The organism is Pedobacter sp., assembly GCF_035566355.1.
GTDB lineage: Bacteria > Bacteroidota > Bacteroidia > Sphingobacteriales > Sphingobacteriaceae > Pedobacter.
Genome location: NZ_DATMRL010000732.1, coordinates 1 through 17431, shown reverse-complemented (window position 1 = coordinate 17431; position 17431 = coordinate 1). Strand labels below are relative to the sequence as shown.

Sequence of the window (17431 nt, the reverse complement as noted above, 5' to 3'; positions counted from 1 at the left end):
TGAGGTGTTTGGATGCAGCTTCCATAACGATTTTTCCAATGGCCGTACTGCCCGTGAAGAAAATATGATCGAATGGGAGTTTTAGCAGATCTGTAGAAACAGTTGCATCTCCTTCAATACAGGCGATTTCTTGTTCTTCGAATGTTTTTTCCAGTAAGCGGAACAAGAGGCCGCTGGTGGCAGAACTGTATTCGGATGGCTTGACCATAACACAGTTTCCTGCGGCTATGGCAGAGATGAGTGGACTCATGACAAGCTGAAATGGATAATTCCAGGGGGCTATAATGAGGCAAACACCTTTGGGCTCATAGTAGATCCTGTTTTTTGCCAGCAGGTTGCCGATGTTCCTGGCTGCATGCTGTGGCTTCATCCATCCGTAGAGATTCTTAATGGCAAAGTCTATTTCACTATAGATGAAAAGGACTTCGGTAACAGCAGATTCGAATTTATTTTTTCGAAGATCTGTATGCAGGGCTTCATAGATGTCGCTTTCATGTGCTTCTATGCAATTTTTAAGGGCGTTTAATTTTTGTATCCGTTCTGCAGCCGTGCTTAGGCGGACTGCATATTGGTTTTTTTGCTGAGCGTCAAAAATGGCGTTGAACCTGTGTATCATGACTCGTTTGCTAAGCGTGATGGATCTTAAATATACAAAATGGAAAGCTTATTCTGAAGAATCGGGTGGGTAAAGCAGGAGAGAAAATGAAATGAATGAAATTTAGGTCTTACAAAGGCATTTGATATAGTTTTTGTCTATGGGTGTATCGAGATTTAGTATGTATAATTACCTTAGGATGGTTGATAATTCTCAGGGATAGCCGTACCTTTGCAGCAAGAAAAAAAACATAAAATTATGATTAACATAGGTCAACAATTTCCATCATTTTCCAAAACAGCCGTTGTAAGTTTAGAGAAAGGTAAAGAGTTTGAAACAATCACTTCTGATTCTTTAATTAACGATAACAACGAATGGACTTGCCTGTTCTGGTGGCCAAAAGATTTTACTTTTGTTTGCCCTACAGAGATCGCTGAATTTAACAACAACTACAGCGAATTCCGCGACCGTGATACTAAACTGATCGGCGCATCAACAGATTCTGAATTTGTTCACCTTGCCTGGAGAAATAACCATGATGATTTACGTGGTTTAAAATTCCCTATGCTGGCGGATACTTCTAAATCTTTAGCTGAAGCTTTGGATATTTTAGAACCGAATGAAAAAATCGCTTACCGTGCAACTTTCATTATCGATCCTCAGGGTATCGTACGTTGGGTATGTGTAAACGACTTAAGCGTTGGACGTAACGTAAAAGAAGTAATCAGAGTACTGGATGCTTTGCAAACTGACGAACTTTGCCCTTGTAACTGGGAAAAAGGTCAGGAAACTTTAAGTGCATAAGCTTCTTTTTTAATCTAATTATCCCTGTAAATGCATTTTTGCAGGGATTTTTTTTACCCTAATATTTGAATATTACCATGAGTGAAATCACAGAAACTATCCAGGAAATACTGGCTGTTGTAGGCCTTGAAGCAGATTACAGAAATGAGAGCCTGTATCTTTTAGAAAAAGGGAACTCCAGGTATGCCCGCGATCTTAAATTAAACTTTACAAGTACGTTTACTTCTAATCATTTAACGGAAAAAGAATGTGCTTTAGTGGCTTTAAGTATTGCTATTAACAACAACAACAAGGTTTTAACAGAGTTTTATGAAAAACTGGCGCTTTCCAAAGAAGCGACGGCAGAAGAAATTGCTGAAGCAGCCGGTTGTGCTTCTTTGCTGGCCCTGAATAATGTGTTTTATCGTTTCCGTCATTTTACAGGGAAAGAGAAGTATACGCAGATTCCGGCCAGGGTAAGGATGCAATTGATGAGCAGCCCGGTAACGGGAAAAGAATTTTTTGAGTTGATGAGCATTGCAGTTTCTGCAGTGAATGGCTGCGAAATGTGTGTGAATGCCCATGAGAAATCTATTCTTGGATTGGGTGCTACGGAAGAACGAATCTTTGATGCGGTGAGGATCGCATCCATTGTAACCTCTGTAGGAAAGATTATTTACTAAGATCTGTATACATAAAAAAAGCGAAGCAATTGCTTCGCTTTTTTTATGGTTTTATTTTGCTTAAGCAAGGTTCCGTCCGGCATTAACGATACCATAAACGGTTCTGATGGCCAGTTTTTCATAAGCCTGGCGCTTCTCTTCTGCAAGATCTTCGTTGCTGAGATGCCCCAGGGCATAGTGCTGGATCAGTACTAAAGGCAATACAATCTTCTCTCTAACGGCAATAGAACGCCGCTCAACAGGATAATTCTCCATCAGGACACCGTGGTCTGATAATTTTAAAAGCATGGCTTTGGAAAGCTCAAATTCATCGTGCAGGGTTTTCCAGAATGGGCCAAATTCCTGATCATTTGCGAAATGTGCGGTAATGGCAAAATCAGATTTGCTCATTGACATCATACAGTTGTCAATAATCGTTTTGAAATAACCAGACTGGTGATAGGTTTGGTGTACATTTTCCCAGTTGCCGTTTTCCTCCTGGCTTTTTAAAGCGGTTCCTATTCCGTAGAAACCAGGTATATTTTGTTTGAGCTGGCTCCATGCGGTTACAAAGCTGATGGCCCGCAGGTCTTCGAGCTTTAGAGGTCCTCCGGAGTTTCTCTTTACCGGCCGGCTGCTGATGTTGATCTTGGACAACAGGGTAAGCGGAGAGAATTTTTCAAGGTAGCGCAAAAAGAGAGGATGGTTGCGCAGGGCAACAAAAGCCTCGTAGCTTTCATTGGCCATGACATCCAGAATGTCTTTATGTACCGGATCGAGCAGGATGTTGTGCTTTTCCCTGATCCCAGCGGAAATACCGGCATTGATCAGCTGGGCTATATTAAATTCTGCACTGTCTATTGAGCCATACTGCGAGCTGATGGTTTGCCCCTGTATGGTCAGCTGAATATTTTTATTGGCAATTTCTTTACCCATGGAAGCATAGAAACGGTGGGTTTTGCCCCCTCCTCTTGCGGGTGGGCCTCCTCTGCCATCAAAGAAGGCCAGTTTAATGTTATGGTCGTCTGAGGTTTTGGTCAGGGCTACCTTGGCATTAAAAATGGACCAGTTGGCCATTAAATAGCCACCATCCTTGGTGCTGTCTGAGAAGCCCAGCATGATGTCTTGTTTGTTGCCTCTTTTTTCCAGGTGTTTTCTGTAGAATGGATGGGTATACAGGGTCTCCATGATTTCTGAAGCCCCTTCCAGGTCATTCACGGTTTCAAATAACGGAACAAAATCTATAGTCAGGTTTTCCTCATTCCAGCCGTTCCAGAGGAACAGTTCGACCAGCTGAAGGATGTCGCTGGCTTGCTGGCAATTGCTGATGATAAAACGGTGACAGGCCAGTTCTCCATTGCTGTTCTGGATTTCCCGGATCTCGGAAATGGTTTGCAGGGTATCGTTGATCAGTTCATCAGACTGCTCCGGGTAAATCACCTTTGCACTTTTAAAAGACAAGACTTTGATCTTTTCTGCTTCAGATAAGTCTTGATAATTTTCCGGGAACATGGAAATGATGGGTTTGCTTTGACGACAGAAGGCATGTACATCTCGCAGTACACGGCTGTCCTGGCGGATATCAAGCGAGGCAAAATGGCAGCCATAAAGGTTCACTTTACGGATTAAATCATCTACCAGGTCTACAAACAGACCATCATGGTCCTTGATAAGGGTGGTTTTGATGTTATTTAGGTGAGACTGTAGTTCTGCAGCGATGTTTTTAGCTTCTATATTATTGTCAAATGCATTCTCATATAACACTTCCTGTACTACGGCGATGGTATCTTCGACACCCCTGAAGGTAATGCGGCGTTTCAGGTTTCTGAAATCTCTGTAATAGCAGCGGAAAAGAATCTGGCGAAGCATTTTAGCTACCTGTATGGTATCCTGCGCATGGACATTCGGGTTTCCGTCGCGGTCACCACCCGGCCAGAAGCCAAGTTCGATGATCTTTTTAGACTCCAGCTGAAATTCATTCAGGCTCTGATCTACTTCCGACTGGATCTGCGCAGCGGCAAAATAAAACACGTTTTCCATATACCAGGCCAGGCTTAGGGCCTCATCAACCGGGGTGGGAGATTTCTTATTGAAGAAAGGGGTCTTTCCCAGTTGCTGCAACAGTTGATTGATGCTCAATACATCATTTATCTTAATCGCAGCCGTAAGGTCTGTAATGATAGACAAAACACTGCCAGGGTAAAATTGAGTGGGGTGTGCGGTTAATACCAGTCTCAGAGAAAATTCCTCAATCAGCTTCTCTATTTTTTGGCTCAGAATTTCATTGTCTACACCTTTGGACAGATAGGAATGAAGAGAACTCTGATCATCCATGGTGTTGAGCTTGTTAAAGGAAGCATCCTCAACGGCGTCAAAAAGAACGACTTGACGCTCAATGTACTGGATAAACCGGAACAAAAGATCAATTACATCCTTTTCGCTGTTGTTTTGGGTGTACTTATCAAAAAAGCTCTTGATGATTTGTCCTGAATTTTCCCGGGCTTTTACGCCGTCTTCACAATGCTTAATAAAAAGCGGAAGAAGGGTGCCGGTGTCTTTTACTTTGTAAAATGGAAGGGTTAGGAATAAGCTATTGTACAGTTCGAACCTCGATACAACTTCGTTGTTAAAGATGGATTCTTTTTGCCCGGTAGCTTTTTGTTTCTGCATCATGATTAACGGCTATTTTTTTCGCGCTTAATCTAGCAAAAATGATTCACATAAGGGGTATGCTGACAAAATATTATTTGGAAAAATTTAAATTATCATGTGCAGTCCTGTGCCTACTGATAGGAATAACTGGTGGACATCATATGGTGGTTTAAGCCGAAAAAACAATTTTGTACTGATGAAAAAATAAATTAACTTGCTTTTATGAAAGGTTAAAGCAAATCTTTTAAACGTATGTGCCTGCTTGATTGTACCTGATGCGATTACAGGCTTTAATTGTTAATTTTTTGTGATTAAAAAAGCCGTTAAGTTTTCTTAACGGCTTTTTATTTTAATGTACGTCTGCAGGAATCTCTACATTTTTCTTGAACTTCTGTAAGAAGACCAGTGGAATGGAGCATAAAAGGATCAGTCCAACAACCCAGTACGCATCACTGTAGGTAAGGAGCAGGGCTTGTTTGGTTACTGTACCATCAATAGCTTTTGCGGCCATGGATTTGGCATCCAGCAAATTATAGCCTTTGGCAATGAAATTATTAATATAGGCATTGAACCTGGTAGTAAAGGCCGGATTATAATCGTTGATATTGGCGAGTAAACTGCTGCGGTGAAAGCCCTGACGGGTGTGAATGAGCGTTGTTAAGGCAGCGATACCGAAAGATCCGCCCAATTGTCTCATCATATTGTTTAATCCGGAGCCCTGACCTACTTCTGCACCTTTTAAATCTTGTATGGCAAGTGTTGTCAATGGAACAAACAGCAAGGCCATTCCAATTCCTCTGATGATTAAAGGAAGAAAGAAGTCATTGGTTCCGGAGGCGAGTGTAGATTTGCTCAGCATGCTGCAAAAAACAAAGAACAGGAACATACCCATGGAGGCCATGAATTGTGCAGGAATCCCCTTTTTAAGGAACATTCCGATAAATGGCATCATCACAATCGTACAAAGACCACCTGGGAACAGCAACTCTCCGGTTTGTAGAGGCGAAAAGCCCAGCAGATTCTGGCAGAATACGGGGAACACGAATACCGATCCATAAAGTCCGAAACCAAGAATAAAAGAGGTAAACATACCGATAGAAAAACTTCGGTGCCTCATGATCTTGAAATTGACAATTGGATGGTCTGTAGACATCTCCCTCCAAATAAAGAGCAAGAGTCCGAAAACCGAAACTACTGCCAGTACGGTGATGTAAGGGGTTGAGAACCAGTCTTCGCTTTCTCCTTTTTCCAGAACGGTTTGAAGGCTACCTACAGCGATGGCCAGTAAGGCAATTCCCCACCAGTCGACGGGTAAACCCTGGCCGTCTTTCGGCGTCGTTCGAATAAACGTGTAGGTACAGTAGGCAGCGAGTATTCCGACAGGAATATTCACGTAGAAGATCCATGGCCATGAACTGATGTCCAGGATATATCCGCCAATAGTTGGTCCTACTGTTGGTCCCACTACGGCGCCCAAACCAAATAATGCCGTGGCTATACCGATATCCTCACGGGGCCAGGTTTCGATCAGAATGGCTTGTGCAGTAGAAATTAATCCACCACCTGCAACTCCTTGTATGATCCTGAACAGCACCAGTTCTCCGAGAGAAGTCGCATTTCCGCAAAGGAAAGATGCAATGGTAAACAGGATGATGGAAGTCAGGAAATAATTTTTTCGGCCGAAGCGGCTACCGAGCCATCCCGACATGGGAAGGACGATAACGTTCGCTACGGCGTAACCAGTAGATAGCCAGGCCACATCCTCTAGGGTTGCGCCCAGGTTACCCTGTATCTGTGGTAGCGCTACGTTCACGATGGTGGTATCAATCAGCTCCAGAAGAGAAGCTGTGATCACCGTGAAGGTAATGATCCACTTTTTTAAACCTTGCTCGGCCATTTTTTAATCTTTAATAGAAACAGAAACTTTAACACTCATACCAGGACGTAATTTTTCCATCATGGCTTTAGAGGCTTTAGTGATTTTAATTTTTACAGGAATACGCTGAACCACTTTAACGAAGTTACCAGTTGCGTTATCCGGAGGCAATAAAGAGCCTTTTGCGCCGGTGATCGGCGAGAAGTTATACACTTCACCCTGAATGTCTTCATCTGGATAAGCATCTGCTTCGATTTTTACTTTAAGACCAGAGTGAATGTTTTCCAACTGGGTCTCTTTAAAGTTTGCGGTTATATACAGGCTGTTATCATTTACAATGGAAAACAAAGATTGACCGGCTTGTACAAGCTGGCCTTTTTGTACATTCTTTTTGGAAACAATTCCTGTGGCAGGTGCTTTAATTTCGGTATAGGATAGTTGCAGCTTTGCAAAGTCTACATCGCTTTGGTGCTGGGTAACGCCGGTATGGCTTACCGCAAGCTGTGACTGTGTGGTGCTTACTTGTTTAACAGCAGCATTATATTGATCGTTAGCGGCAGTGAAAGCAGCTTGTGCGGACTCTTTTTGTGCTTTGGCCTGGTCAAATTGTTGTTGGGTGATAGAACCATCTTTTACCAGATTGGCGTAACGTTCGTAATCTTTCTGTGCCAGATTTAATTTTACCCTTGCGGCTTCAATGTTTGCTTTCGCTGTATTGGTATTGGCAGCAGTGGCAGCAATTTCTGACTGGGATACGTTTACACCGGCACTGGCTCCTTTTTGTCCGGCTTCTGCCTGTTCCAGTTTAACTTTGAAGTCACTGTCATCGAGTTTCACCAGGACTTGTCCTTCTGTTACGCGGGTATTCTCTTCAAACAGGATGTCTTTTACATAACCCCCTACACGGGATACAACAGGACTGATGTCACCGTCGATCTGGGCATCATCGGTATCTACGTGTTTGCTGTAATAGATATATTCCATGGTGCCAAAAACGGCACCTATAATTACAAGTACACCTAATATGATAGGAACTACTTTACTTTTCTTTTTTGTTTCAGTTGTCATCGCTGTTTGTCTTATTGTTGAGAAATTTTTCCTGTTGATTTTAATAAAGTATAATAAGCCAGTCCGGCATCGGCTTTAGCCAGTTCCAGATTGATTTTACTTTGGTATAAGAGGGTCTCCGCGTCAATTCTGTCTATTGCAGAGGCCACATTGTTTTTATATTTAGAGGCCAATAATTTGTCGTTTTCTGTAGCCTGTTCTATAGAGGTTTGCAGAACTTTGATCTTGCTGATGGCCAGGGCATATTTTTGATAATTAGAGTTGATCTCTGTTTTTACCTGGTCTGAAAGAATGTCTTTCTGGATCACAATTCCTTTTTGTTGTACTTTGGATTCGCTAACCTTATGCTTATTGGTCCATAAATTTCCAAAATTCCAGGATACTGTTGCGCCTACAGTAACGGGCATCAGGTACTCATTTGTGGAGGGGATAAAGCTTCCGTTTGGATTGATATAATATAGGTTGGCCCCAACTCCAACAGTAGGAAGAGTATTGGCTTTTACCGATTTGATATTCACTCCGGCAACTTTGTCCTGGATTTCCAGCTGTTTAAGTTCCTGTCTGTTGGCCATGGCCATATCGATATAGGTGCTCACCGGCTCGGTGATTTTAAGATCGTTCGTCGGCTCGGTGATTTCAATTTCTGTATTTTCAGGTAATCCCAAAAGGACGTCCAGATCGTAATTGATGATTTTACGGTTACTTTCTGCTTCCAGGTCAGTTAAGGAAACATTGGCTTGTTGCAGTTGAAAGCGAAGCACATCATTTTTAGTCACAATTCCCTGTTCAAAAAAACGTTGCGCCTGTTTCAGTTGACTGGCAATAGACTCCAGGTTCTGGGCTATTACTTTCTTGCTCTGCATCACTTTGAACAGGGCATAATAGGTATTAATGACGGCATAACTCACCTCATCTTTATTCTTGTCTGCATCAAGCAAAGCGACCTGAGTCAGTAAACGGGTGGTTTCCTGTGCATATTTTAATTTTCCTCCACCATAAACCAATTCTTCAACCGCTGCTGTTCCTACGAAGGCGTCTGCACGTTTAGGTAAAGTAAGAGGGTCTGCGCCTGCAAGGGATAATTTATTGGTCGGAATCTCTGCATGATTGTACATGAAGGAGGCTTTTGCGGTTGGGAGCGCATTATCTTTTACGATGCTCAGTTGTGCATTTGCTTCGTCAATTTTGTTCTGCGAGAGTTTCAGGTTCTTGCTGTTTTCTATGCCAAGCTGTACAGCCTCCGACAGACTTAGCTTTTTTACGTTTTGAGCGTAAAGCAAACCTGGCAGCAGCAAAACCAGCCCGCTTAATTTGATTGTTTTGTGTATCATTTCTGGGGTGTTAAATACGTTGTTATTAGATCATTTAGGTAGACGATCAATCTTTCTGTTAAGATTTTCCGGTCCTCAGGAATATTAATGTCCAGTTTTGAGCCAGCGGTAATTTTTGAAGGAAATACGGCCACATTGCTGATGGTTCCTGTAATGGTGGCGATCAGCATGCGGACATCTATTTTTTTGAAACTGCCATTGTCTATGCCTTCATTAATGATGCCTTCGATCATATTTAAGTTAATGGCCATGGCGTCTTTCATCCTGCAAAAGATTTCTGGTCTTTGAGCCAGTAAGAATTCGCGGTGCATCATCCGGTGAAAAGGGATATTGTTCAATATCCTGTACACATAACGGTTAACAACCTTTTTTAATTTTTCCATGCTGGAGACTTTATCCTCATTGATACTGATCAGCTGCATGTTAAATTCTTTAATGCTGTTGGTCATGATTTCTGTGAACACGCCATCTTTGGATCCAAAATAATAATTGATCATAGCCATATTGGCTCCCGCTTCTCTGGCGATCTGTCGGGTGGATGTACCTTCGTAACCCTGTTCAGAAAATAATTTTTCTGCTGCGGTTAAGATACTGGTCCTGGTGTCTGCTTTTTCCATTTTTATATTGTGCTACAAAATTAATCAATCGATTGATTAATTTTGTGTATTATTTATCCTCTCCAGGATAATTGACCAAAATCTGACAAGTTTTGTATTTTTAGGCTCATCACTTAACCTGATAAAGACATGAGAAGATTTTTGCTGTTATTGCTCGCTGTACCGTTATTTTCCTGCGCAATTCTTAAGCCAAAAGAAGCAGAAACAAAAAGCTGGATCAGAATTAATCTTCTGGGCTATCAGACGCATTCTTTGAAGGTTGCTGTATGGGTAACCAAGGGTAGTGTTGTTCCGAAAACCTTTGAACTGGTGGATAAAGAAACAGGCAAAGTAGCCTACAAATCTTCCTTTGTTAAAGCATTTGGTCATTATGGTCCATTCAAAGCTGGGGCGAGGCTTGATTTTTCAGCATTTGAAAAGCCGGGAAGATACCTGATCAGGACAGAAGGAGTCTATTCTCCTGAAGTGATCATTGGGGAGCAGGTTTATAACCATATGGCTGATTTTGCTTTAAAATATATGCGTCAGCAACGAAGTGGGTTTAATCCCTATTTGAAAGACAGCTGTCATGTACATGATGGATATACCATGTATGGACCGATGCCGGATAGTACACATATTGATGTTAGCGGGGGGTGGCATGATGCTTCCGACTATTTGCAGTATTCGACAACATCTGCAAATGCGACCTATCATTTACTGGCTGCCTACAGGGATTTCCCCGGGGTTTTTGGAGATCAATATGCAGATAATGGTCTGGAAGGCAAAAATGGTCTTGCTGATGTATTGGATGAGGCGAACTGGGGTTTAAAATGGCTGCTTAAAATGCACCCTCAGAAGGACTGGCTATTTAATCAGATTGCAGATGACCGGGACCATAGTGGAATGAGGTTGCCGACAAAGGACAATGCAGATTATGGAAAGGGAAAAGAGCGGCCCGTCTATTTTGCTAATGGTAAGCCTCAGGGGCTGGGCAAATTTCAGAATCGGGCAACAGGTACTGCTTCTGTTGCCGGGAAATTTAGCAGTGCATTTGCACTGGGGAGTAAAATTTATAAGCAACAAGAACCAGAATATGCATCTGTGCTGGCCGATAAGGCTTTGAGTGCGTATGCTTTTGGCCTGGCCAGACCGGGAACACAACAGACGGCCCCTATGCGCGCACCTTATTTTTATGAAGAAGACAATTGGAGCGATGATATGGAGCTGGCAGCTGCAGAGTTGTACGGAAACACCCTTGACCGATCTTATTTAGCAGCAGCAGAGGCGTATGCAGCACAAGAGTCAGTAACCCCATGGATGGGAGCAGATACGGCAAGGCATTATCAATGGTACCCTTTTCATAATTTTGGACATTATGAACTGGCCAGGACTGCTGAAAAGGAAGAAAGTAGAAAGATGGCTCTTAATTACAGAACGGGACTTGAAAAGGTCTGGAATAAAGCGAGGCTGAATGTCTTTTATCGTGGAATTCCCTTTATCTGGTGTTCTAATAATTTAACAGCCTCGTTTACTATACAAGCCTTTTTATACCATAAATTAACGGCAGACAAAACCTATGAGGAACTCGCTCAATCTAATTTTGACTGGCTTTTTGGTTGTAATCCCTGGGGGACAAGTTTCGTTTCCGGACTGCCTCAATGGGCGGATAGCCCGCAGGATCCTCATTCCGCTTTTACGCATTTAAATCATTATCCGGTAGACGGGGGGCTGGTGGATGGTCCTGTGTATGGAAGTTTATATAAAAATCTTATCGGGATTAAACTTTATGAGCCGGATGAGTATGAAGAATTTCAATCCGACCTGGTTGTTTATCATGATGATTACGGCGACTACAGCAGCAACGAACCGACCATGGATGGAACAGCTTCTATGGTTTACCTTCTGGCGGCTTTTGACAGCAGGGAGAGCCCTGTTGTGAAAGCAGTGATGGAGGAAGGAGCAATGGTGCGGGGGGACACCGCAGTGAAAAAGATTGCCTTGGTTTTTACAGGAGATGAATTTGCCGATGGTGGCCAGGCCATTGACGAGACCTTGCAACAGCAGCGCATCAAAGCCTCTTTCTTTCTGACGGGGCGTTTTTATAGAAATCCGAAGTATAAGAGTTTGATTCTAAAGTTACAGAAGAATGGAAACTTAATGGGACCCCATTCTGATCAGCATCTTTTATATTGCGACTGGAAAAACAGGGACAGCTTACTGGTGAGCAAAGATACCTTTGGGCAGGATCTGGACGAGAATTACAAAGCAATGGCTGTTTTTGGGATAGAAAAACCAACGTTTTTTCTGCCACCTTATGAATGGTACAATAAGGTGGTTGCCAGATGGGCCGGAGAGAAGGGATTGTGTCTTATTAATTTTACTCCGGGTACCAGGTCGAATGCCGATTACACCTGGCCCGAAATGGGCTCCCGCTATAAAAGCAGCAAAGAAATATACGATTCTATTCTAAATTATGAGGCTTCAAAGGGCTTGAATGGATTCATTTTATTGCTGCACATAGGAACGGATCCGAGAAGAAAAGACAAATTTTACAACAAACTGGGCCAGCTCATCTCGGAATTGAAACGCAAGGGATATCAATTTGTTGCGATAAATAAATTACCAGGGCTTTCGGGTGTTTCAATTTTAAAATAAATCAATACCTTTGAGGCATAAGAATTTAATAAGATGACTAAAGAAGAAAATAAAGCAAATTTTGATTGGGTTTATTACGTTTTGGGCCTGTTTTTTGGAATTGTAACCGGTGCTGTTATTTCCGGTAGTTTTGGCTATTCCCTTTTGGGTGGTCTGATCGGGTTCATTTTCTCTGCGATATTCCTGAATAAAATTGTAAAAGGACGTTCATACTAATTAATTAACATATGAAAAGGTTAAGTCTTGTTCTCTGTTCGGCATTATTTGCGTTAACTGTGCATGCGCAGGATATCAAATTTTCAGCGCCTGATGCCAGTCCGGCTGATATTGTGTATTATCCGTTGAATGCGGCAAAGGTGAAGGCGGGGGATAATTCTACTCCGGTGATTAAGGTAGTTTATTCAAGACCCGCAAAAAAGGGCCGGGAGATCTTCGGTGCACTGGAGCCTTTTGGAAAAGTATATCGTTTGGGTGCAAATGAAAGTACCGAGATCCGTTTCTTTAAACCAGTAGTGATTGGCAAAAAAGAAATCAAGGCTGGAGCGTACAGCTTGTTTGCTATTCCAAATAAAGACAATTGGACCATTATTTTGAATAAACAGACCGACAGATGGGGTGCTTATACTTATGATGCTTCTAAAGATGAAGTACGGGTTGATGTACCGGTAAAACCGCTGGAAAATGTAGTAGAAAACTTCTCTATTACTTTTGTTCCCCAGGCGGATGGTGCAAACCTGGTGATTGGATGGGATAAAACCTCTGTTCAGTTGCCAATTCAATTTAAATAACAACGATAAATTATAAATCTAAAAAGGCCGGGATACAAATTCCCGGCCTTTTTAGATTTATGCCTTTTTACGTCGCAGGAAACTGTCCAGGTAAATCAGGGCGAGGACGATATCTACAAAGAAAAAGATCCGGATGGATGTTGGGGTAATGAATTCCTGGGTGCTGACCGGGAGTTTCAAACTGGGTATATTAAAAGTTTCGTCACTTAAAGTGCTGTTGGCAATGGTATAAGCTATAAGAGCCATTATAGACAGCAGGAAAAAGGCAGCAATAGAATAGATAATCGTCTTGCTTACTTTTGTTTTTAAGGCGATAGGAGCAATTTCCAGCTTAACCTGGTCCATAACATTTCTGGTGAAGGACATGGAAGGTTCTTCTAGTTCTGCGCCTTTCATTAGTTGGTGAACTTCCTGTAATTCGGTGTAGACCTGTTGATAAGCCGGATCTGAGCCGATCTTTGCAGATATTTCCGCCTTCTGATCAGCGGTTAATCCGCCGTCCAGATAATCCCAAATTTCTTCATCTATCGTTTTCATATCAGCTCCTTTACTTCATCTTTTAACAAATATTGTAATTTTTCTTTTAAGCGGGTCCTGGCCCGGTGTAGTTTTACTTTAATAGTTTTGCTTTCCATGTGCATGGTTTGTGCAATCTCTTCCAGGCTTTGTTCTCCCATGTAAAATAAGGTAATGATCATGGCATCGTCAGGTAAAAGCAGATCAATGGCCTGACTCAGGTAGGCATATCCTGACTTTTTTTCAATGCTGTTTGCATTATAGTCAGAAATATGATTTTCAATCTGAACTGTATTTTCATCGTCATTCAGAGAGAGGGTAGCGAGTTTTTTCTTTCTGAGAAAGGTCATAGCCGTGGTATAAGTAATGGTATATAGCCAGGTGCTGAATTTAGAGGTGTGTTGGAAAGTGCCCAAAGCTTTATAGGCTTTTACGAAACAATCCTGAGCAATTTCTTCTGCATCCTCTCTGTTCTTTGCAAAACGCATGGCCATAGTAAATACAAAGCGCTGGTGACGTTTAACCAGATCGGCGTAAACCGCGGTATTTCCTTCCAGTACTGCTGTAATTAATGCGTAATCCGTTTTCTGCTCCTGCATATATCTGGTAAGACGCCTGTTTTCGGTAGCAGGTTACAGCAATTTAAGAAAATATTTAGTGTGCTGCGCCAGCAAAGAATTTTAGTCCGAGTATCGAGGCAATCAGGGTGGCTATAAAAAAGATTCGCCAAAAGTTGGCGGGTTCATTGAAATAGAGGATGCCAACAATAACAGTACCCACGGCCCCAATTCCTGTCCATACAGCATAAGCTGTACCCATTGGAAGGGTTTGGGTTGCTTTGTTTAAAAAAAAGAAGCTCAGGCTGATGCTAACGGCAAAGGCAATGGTCCATTTTAAATTGCTGAAGTTGTTGGATAGTTTTAAGCAAGTGGTAAAACCGACTTCGAAAAGTCCGGCTATGATGAGAATGATCCAGTTCATAGTTGTAAATTTTCGACAAAAATACAACAAGGCCGGGAGGGAGTTTTTTACATATGTTAAAAAACACACAAGGCCTGTATACGATAGGAGTATAACAGGCCTTGTGTAAGTCCTCATAAAATGTTAGCCTGTGGATTTTTACGTCTCTATTTTTCTGGATGATTATCCAGCCATTTCCGCTCAATCATATAGGATATAATAAGGCCTATCCCTCCAAAAATGGCCAGACAACCAAAATATACTGCGGTGGCTTGTTCATCTTCAATGCGGGCTTGCATAGAGATAAAAAGAGCGAGAAGCAAGCCTATACCAAGCCCAACCAGGAGCAAACCAAATTTAAGACTTAGAAAAGGCATGGGAGCTGATGGTCTTGATCTTGCGATACCGGGATCAATGCCGCGTTCTATCATGGCCATTTTTTCTCTGTTGGATAAGTACCGGATGCCGAATGCCAGGGCAAAGGCTCCAAGGAAAACTAAGATTGGGAGTAAGTCGTGCATCTTTTTATGTTTTAATCGTTTGCGATCTGTTAATTATATGTTCTGTATGTTAGGACAACATGTTTTTGAATTAGGTTACACCCTTTGTTGAAAAATCTGCGATGCTTATTTTATCTTTATCAAAAAACACATTTTGGAGCAGATTCTTAATCATATTAAAGAGATATATCCACTGAAAGAGGCTGACCTGAGCCTCCTGACAAAGGAATTAATTCGGATAGAGCTTCCCAAAAACCATCTTATCATTCGTTCCGACAGAATTGAACGTTCTCTTTATTTTATTGAAAGAGGAGTTGCAAGGGCTTATTGTGATGGAAAGGACAATCAAATTACTTTCTGGTTTGGAATGGAGGGAGATGCTATTTTTTCTTATCACAGCTATATTCATGGGGCTAAAGGTTACGAAAATATCGTGCTCCTGGAGAGTAGTGTGTTGTACGAGATAAAAACCGAGACCTTGCAGCGTCTTTTCAGTAAGCATATAGAACTGGCCAATTGGGGAAGGAAATTTGCCGAACGGGAATTGATCAGAACGGAAGAACGTTTTATAGGCCGGCTTTTTACACCTGCAGCGGAGCGTTACGCTGAACTGATCAGAAATGCGCCTTCTATCGTTCAGCGGGTTCAATTGGGGTACATTGCTTCTTATCTTGGCGTTACACAGGTAACATTAAGCCGTATCCGTGCAGAGCTGAGATCGGGAAGTTTATAAGGGCTTAGGCAGAATGGCTACCGTTAGTCTGCTTATGCAGTTCATTTTGTTTTTATCGGTATAGATCTTAATTTCCCAGACATGTGTTTTGGCCCCAATATGCAATGGTGTACAAATGCCGGTTACCAACCCATTTTTAACGGGTCTGAGATGGTTTGCATTGACCTCCAGGCCAACAGCAATATATTTTTCCGGATCCACACACATATAGGAAGCAATACTTCCCAGGGTTTCTGCAAGGACCACAGAAGCACCACCATGCAGTATACCTGCAGGCTGGTGTGTTCTTTGATCAACGGGCATGGTAGCCTTTATGAAATTGCTCCCTACTTCGGTAAACTTAATGTCCAGCAGGGCTCCAATATGGTTTTTGGGCCGGTCATTTAATGCTTCTGGTGTAAATTCTGAAAACCACATTACAGGTATCGTTCTTTAATGATTTGAGTATGATGAATAAGATGTCCGGCAATGGTGAACAGCAGTGCATTTACAGTGAGCTGTCTTCCTGCGGCGGTTCCTTTACGTTCCAGTTCCTGCGCATTGAGGGAATTGTAAAGGTAAAGATTGGCCCTTCTTACCAGAGAAAATTCCTCGGACAGGCTCAATAGGCTGCTGTCTGCAAAATGTGCCTGTTTTACATAATCATTTTCTTCAAAACCGGGTAATGGGCTTTGTTCTCCGCGGGCTATACAAAGCAGCCTGTAGGTTAGAATTCTTTCGGTGTCTATGATGTGTCCAGCCATTTCTTTAATGGTCCATTTTCCGGGGGCATAGGCGTAATCTGCTTTATCTATCAGATTGTTCAGGAAATCCGGGAAGTCTGTGCTTTGTTGTTTAAGGACTTCCAGTACGTTGTTCCCTTCTACCAGGCTGATATAGCCGCTAACCATTTCATGATAGTCGTTCGGTTGTGGTCGGTTCATAAGTAATGCTGCTTTTAAGTATAATTCTAAAGGTAGTTCCTTTTCCAAGGTCTGAATCTTTGACAAAGATCTGCCCGCTGTGGTAGTTTTCTACGATGCGCCGGGTAAGAGATAGCCCAAGTCCCCAGCCTCTTTTCCTGGTGGTAAAGCCGGGCTGGAATACGGCATCAAATTTAGACCTTGGAATACCCTTGCCAGTATCGGTCACGTCAATAAAGACTTCTTCTTTTGCCAGGTTTTCGATGATATTCACGGTGATGCTTCCTTCGTTGGCGATGGCATTGGCTGCATTTTTCAACAGGTTTTCAATCACCCAGTCAAACAGGGGGACATTTAGCATGGCCCGAACTTGTTCGTCTCCGGTGATGTTAAAAATGATCTTATCTGAGGTCCGCAATTTAAAATAGTCAATGAAATTATGGATCACAACGAAAACGACATGGTCTTCCAGAATGGGTTTTGAGCCAATCTTTGAAAAACGGTCTGTAATGACCTCCAGACGTTTAATGTCATTTTCCATTTCAGCAATCAGAGGATCATCTTCTGCATCAAAGCGGGATTTGATGAGTTCTACCCAGGCCATAAGCGACGAAATCGGTGTGCCCAATTGGTGGGCGGTTTCCTTGGCCATACCAACCCATACCTGGTCTTGTTCGGCTTTTCTGGCAGAACTGAAGGCAACATAGGCAGTGAGAAGAAACAGGGCGATGACACCGAGTTGTATATAAGGGAAATAGCGGAGTTGCGTGAGGATGAAAGAATCTTTATAGTAGACAAGCATCTTTCTGCC

19 protein-coding genes are annotated in these 17431 nt (G+C 42.4%); 6 read left to right on the top strand and 13 right to left on the bottom strand.

Going from position 1 to position 17431, the window contains the following annotated elements; genetic code table 11:
• On the bottom strand, positions 1-616 hold a 616-nt coding region (locus VNZ46_RS29070), incomplete at its 3' end, for an aldehyde dehydrogenase family protein (protein ID WP_325565168.1).
• 237 nt (positions 617-853) lie between these two features.
• Here VNZ46_RS29070 and VNZ46_RS29065 point away from each other — a divergent pair.
• Complete coding sequence (locus VNZ46_RS29065) at positions 854-1399, top strand: peroxiredoxin (protein WP_108550078.1); 546 nt, start codon at positions 854-856, stop codon at positions 1397-1399.
• Positions 1400-1476: 77 nt separating this feature from the next.
• Positions 1477-2061, top strand: a complete 585-nt coding sequence (locus VNZ46_RS29060) for a carboxymuconolactone decarboxylase family protein (RefSeq protein WP_325565166.1) — start codon at positions 1477-1479, stop codon at positions 2059-2061.
• Between the two features lie 60 nt (positions 2062-2121).
• Here VNZ46_RS29060 and VNZ46_RS29055 read toward each other — a convergent pair whose 3' ends face one another.
• From VNZ46_RS29055 to VNZ46_RS29035, 5 genes are all read right to left on the bottom strand, one after another.
• Positions 2122-4713, bottom strand: coding sequence for a phosphoenolpyruvate carboxylase (locus VNZ46_RS29055; RefSeq protein WP_325565164.1), 2592 nt, complete (start codon positions 4711-4713; stop codon positions 2122-2124).
• Between the two features lie 328 nt (positions 4714-5041).
• The gene (locus VNZ46_RS29050; protein WP_325565162.1) at positions 5042-6589 is read right to left on the bottom strand and encodes a DHA2 family efflux MFS transporter permease subunit; all 1548 of its coding nucleotides are present in this window, start codon (positions 6587-6589) and stop codon (positions 5042-5044) included.
• A gap of 3 nt (positions 6590-6592) precedes the next feature.
• The gene (locus VNZ46_RS29045) at positions 6593-7636 is read right to left on the bottom strand and encodes an HlyD family secretion protein (RefSeq protein WP_325565161.1); all 1044 of its coding nucleotides are present in this window, start codon (positions 7634-7636) and stop codon (positions 6593-6595) included.
• Between the two features lie 11 nt (positions 7637-7647).
• A complete protein-coding gene (locus VNZ46_RS29040; RefSeq protein ID WP_325565159.1) occupies positions 7648-8967 on the bottom strand; it encodes a TolC family protein in 1320 nt (439 codons plus the stop codon).
• The gene (locus tag VNZ46_RS29035) at positions 8964-9584 is read right to left on the bottom strand and encodes a TetR/AcrR family transcriptional regulator (protein WP_325565157.1); all 621 of its coding nucleotides are present in this window, start codon (positions 9582-9584) and stop codon (positions 8964-8966) included. Before VNZ46_RS29035 ends, VNZ46_RS29040 begins: the two co-directional genes overlap by 4 nt.
• A gap of 129 nt (positions 9585-9713) precedes the next feature.
• Here VNZ46_RS29035 and VNZ46_RS29030 point away from each other — a divergent pair, with 129 nt between their 5' ends.
• The 3 genes from VNZ46_RS29030 to VNZ46_RS29020 are packed head-to-tail and all read left to right on the top strand — an operon-like array spanning position 9714 to position 13009.
• Positions 9714-12221: a glycoside hydrolase family 9 protein gene (locus tag VNZ46_RS29030; protein WP_325565155.1), complete on the top strand. Its 2508-nt coding sequence runs from the start codon at positions 9714-9716 to the stop codon at positions 12219-12221.
• 33 nt (positions 12222-12254) lie between these two features.
• A complete protein-coding gene (locus VNZ46_RS29025) occupies positions 12255-12437 on the top strand; it encodes a hypothetical protein (RefSeq protein ID WP_108550086.1) in 183 nt (60 codons plus the stop codon).
• Positions 12438-12448: 11 nt separating this feature from the next.
• A complete protein-coding gene (locus tag VNZ46_RS29020; RefSeq protein ID WP_325565152.1) occupies positions 12449-13009 on the top strand; it encodes a DUF2911 domain-containing protein in 561 nt (186 codons plus the stop codon).
• A 57-nt stretch (positions 13010-13066) separates the two neighbouring features.
• Here the strand turns inward: VNZ46_RS29020 and VNZ46_RS29015 are convergent, their stop codons facing one another.
• The 4 genes from VNZ46_RS29015 to VNZ46_RS29000 all read right to left on the bottom strand — a co-directional run bounded on the left by VNZ46_RS29015 (position 13067) and on the right by VNZ46_RS29000 (position 15006).
• Complete coding sequence (locus VNZ46_RS29015; protein WP_325565150.1) at positions 13067-13546, bottom strand: hypothetical protein; 480 nt, start codon at positions 13544-13546, stop codon at positions 13067-13069.
• A complete protein-coding gene (locus VNZ46_RS29010) occupies positions 13543-14124 on the bottom strand; it encodes an RNA polymerase sigma factor (protein ID WP_325565148.1) in 582 nt (193 codons plus the stop codon). The genes VNZ46_RS29015 and VNZ46_RS29010 overlap by 4 nt, the downstream gene beginning before the upstream one ends.
• A gap of 55 nt (positions 14125-14179) precedes the next feature.
• Complete coding sequence (locus VNZ46_RS29005) at positions 14180-14506, bottom strand: multidrug efflux SMR transporter (RefSeq protein ID WP_325565146.1); 327 nt, start codon at positions 14504-14506, stop codon at positions 14180-14182.
• 146 nt (positions 14507-14652) lie between these two features.
• A complete protein-coding gene (locus tag VNZ46_RS29000) occupies positions 14653-15006 on the bottom strand; it encodes a DUF6249 domain-containing protein (RefSeq protein WP_325565144.1) in 354 nt (117 codons plus the stop codon).
• Positions 15007-15139: 133 nt separating this feature from the next.
• Between VNZ46_RS29000 and VNZ46_RS28995 the strand changes: the two genes are divergently transcribed.
• Complete coding sequence (locus VNZ46_RS28995) at positions 15140-15718, top strand: Crp/Fnr family transcriptional regulator (RefSeq protein WP_325565142.1); 579 nt, start codon at positions 15140-15142, stop codon at positions 15716-15718.
• Here VNZ46_RS28995 and VNZ46_RS28990 read toward each other — a convergent pair.
• From VNZ46_RS28990 to VNZ46_RS28980, 3 genes are all read right to left on the bottom strand, one after another.
• A complete protein-coding gene (locus tag VNZ46_RS28990; RefSeq protein ID WP_325565140.1) occupies positions 15713-16135 on the bottom strand; it encodes a hotdog fold thioesterase in 423 nt (140 codons plus the stop codon). The genes VNZ46_RS28995 and VNZ46_RS28990 overlap by 6 nt on opposite strands.
• Positions 16135-16641: a DinB family protein gene (locus VNZ46_RS28985; RefSeq protein ID WP_325565138.1), complete on the bottom strand. Its 507-nt coding sequence runs from the start codon at positions 16639-16641 to the stop codon at positions 16135-16137. The genes VNZ46_RS28990 and VNZ46_RS28985 overlap by 1 nt, the downstream gene beginning before the upstream one ends.
• Positions 16610-17431, bottom strand: an 822-nt coding sequence (locus VNZ46_RS28980) for a HAMP domain-containing sensor histidine kinase (protein ID WP_325565136.1), incomplete at its 5' end; no start/stop codon positions are given. The genes VNZ46_RS28985 and VNZ46_RS28980, both read right to left, overlap by 32 nt.

Excerpts from the sequence above, each read along its gene's own strand:
- VNZ46_RS29065 (WP_108550078.1), top strand. The coding sequence starts at position 854 with ATGATTAACATAGGTCAACAATTTCCATCATTTTCCAAAACAGCCGTT.
- VNZ46_RS29060 (WP_325565166.1), top strand. The coding sequence starts at position 1,477 with ATGAGTGAAATCACAGAAACTATCCAGGAAATACTGGCTGTTGTAGGC.
- VNZ46_RS29055 (WP_325565164.1), bottom strand. The coding sequence starts at position 4,713 with ATGATGCAGAAACAAAAAGCTACCGGGCAAAAAGAATCCATCTTTAAC.
- VNZ46_RS29050 (WP_325565162.1), bottom strand. The coding sequence starts at position 6,589 with ATGGCCGAGCAAGGTTTAAAAAAGTGGATCATTACCTTCACGGTGATC.
- VNZ46_RS29045 (WP_325565161.1), bottom strand. The coding sequence starts at position 7,636 with ATGACAACTGAAACAAAAAAGAAAAGTAAAGTAGTTCCTATCATATTA.
- VNZ46_RS29040 (WP_325565159.1), bottom strand. The coding sequence starts at position 8,967 with ATGATACACAAAACAATCAAATTAAGCGGGCTGGTTTTGCTGCTGCCA.
- VNZ46_RS29035 (WP_325565157.1), bottom strand. The coding sequence starts at position 9,584 with ATGGAAAAAGCAGACACCAGGACCAGTATCTTAACCGCAGCAGAAAAA.
- VNZ46_RS29030 (WP_325565155.1), top strand. The coding sequence starts at position 9,714 with ATGAGAAGATTTTTGCTGTTATTGCTCGCTGTACCGTTATTTTCCTGC.
- VNZ46_RS29025 (WP_108550086.1), top strand. The coding sequence starts at position 12,255 with ATGACTAAAGAAGAAAATAAAGCAAATTTTGATTGGGTTTATTACGTT.
- VNZ46_RS29020 (WP_325565152.1), top strand. The coding sequence starts at position 12,449 with ATGAAAAGGTTAAGTCTTGTTCTCTGTTCGGCATTATTTGCGTTAACT.
- VNZ46_RS29015 (WP_325565150.1), bottom strand. The coding sequence starts at position 13,546 with ATGAAAACGATAGATGAAGAAATTTGGGATTATCTGGACGGCGGATTA.
- VNZ46_RS29010 (WP_325565148.1), bottom strand. The coding sequence starts at position 14,124 with ATGCAGGAGCAGAAAACGGATTACGCATTAATTACAGCAGTACTGGAA.
- VNZ46_RS29005 (WP_325565146.1), bottom strand. The coding sequence starts at position 14,506 with ATGAACTGGATCATTCTCATCATAGCCGGACTTTTCGAAGTCGGTTTT.
- VNZ46_RS29000 (WP_325565144.1), bottom strand. The coding sequence starts at position 15,006 with ATGCACGACTTACTCCCAATCTTAGTTTTCCTTGGAGCCTTTGCCCTG.
- VNZ46_RS28990 (WP_325565140.1), bottom strand. The coding sequence starts at position 16,135 with ATGTGGTTTTCAGAATTTACACCAGAAGCATTAAATGACCGGCCCAAA.
- VNZ46_RS28985 (WP_325565138.1), bottom strand. The coding sequence starts at position 16,641 with ATGAACCGACCACAACCGAACGACTATCATGAAATGGTTAGCGGCTAT.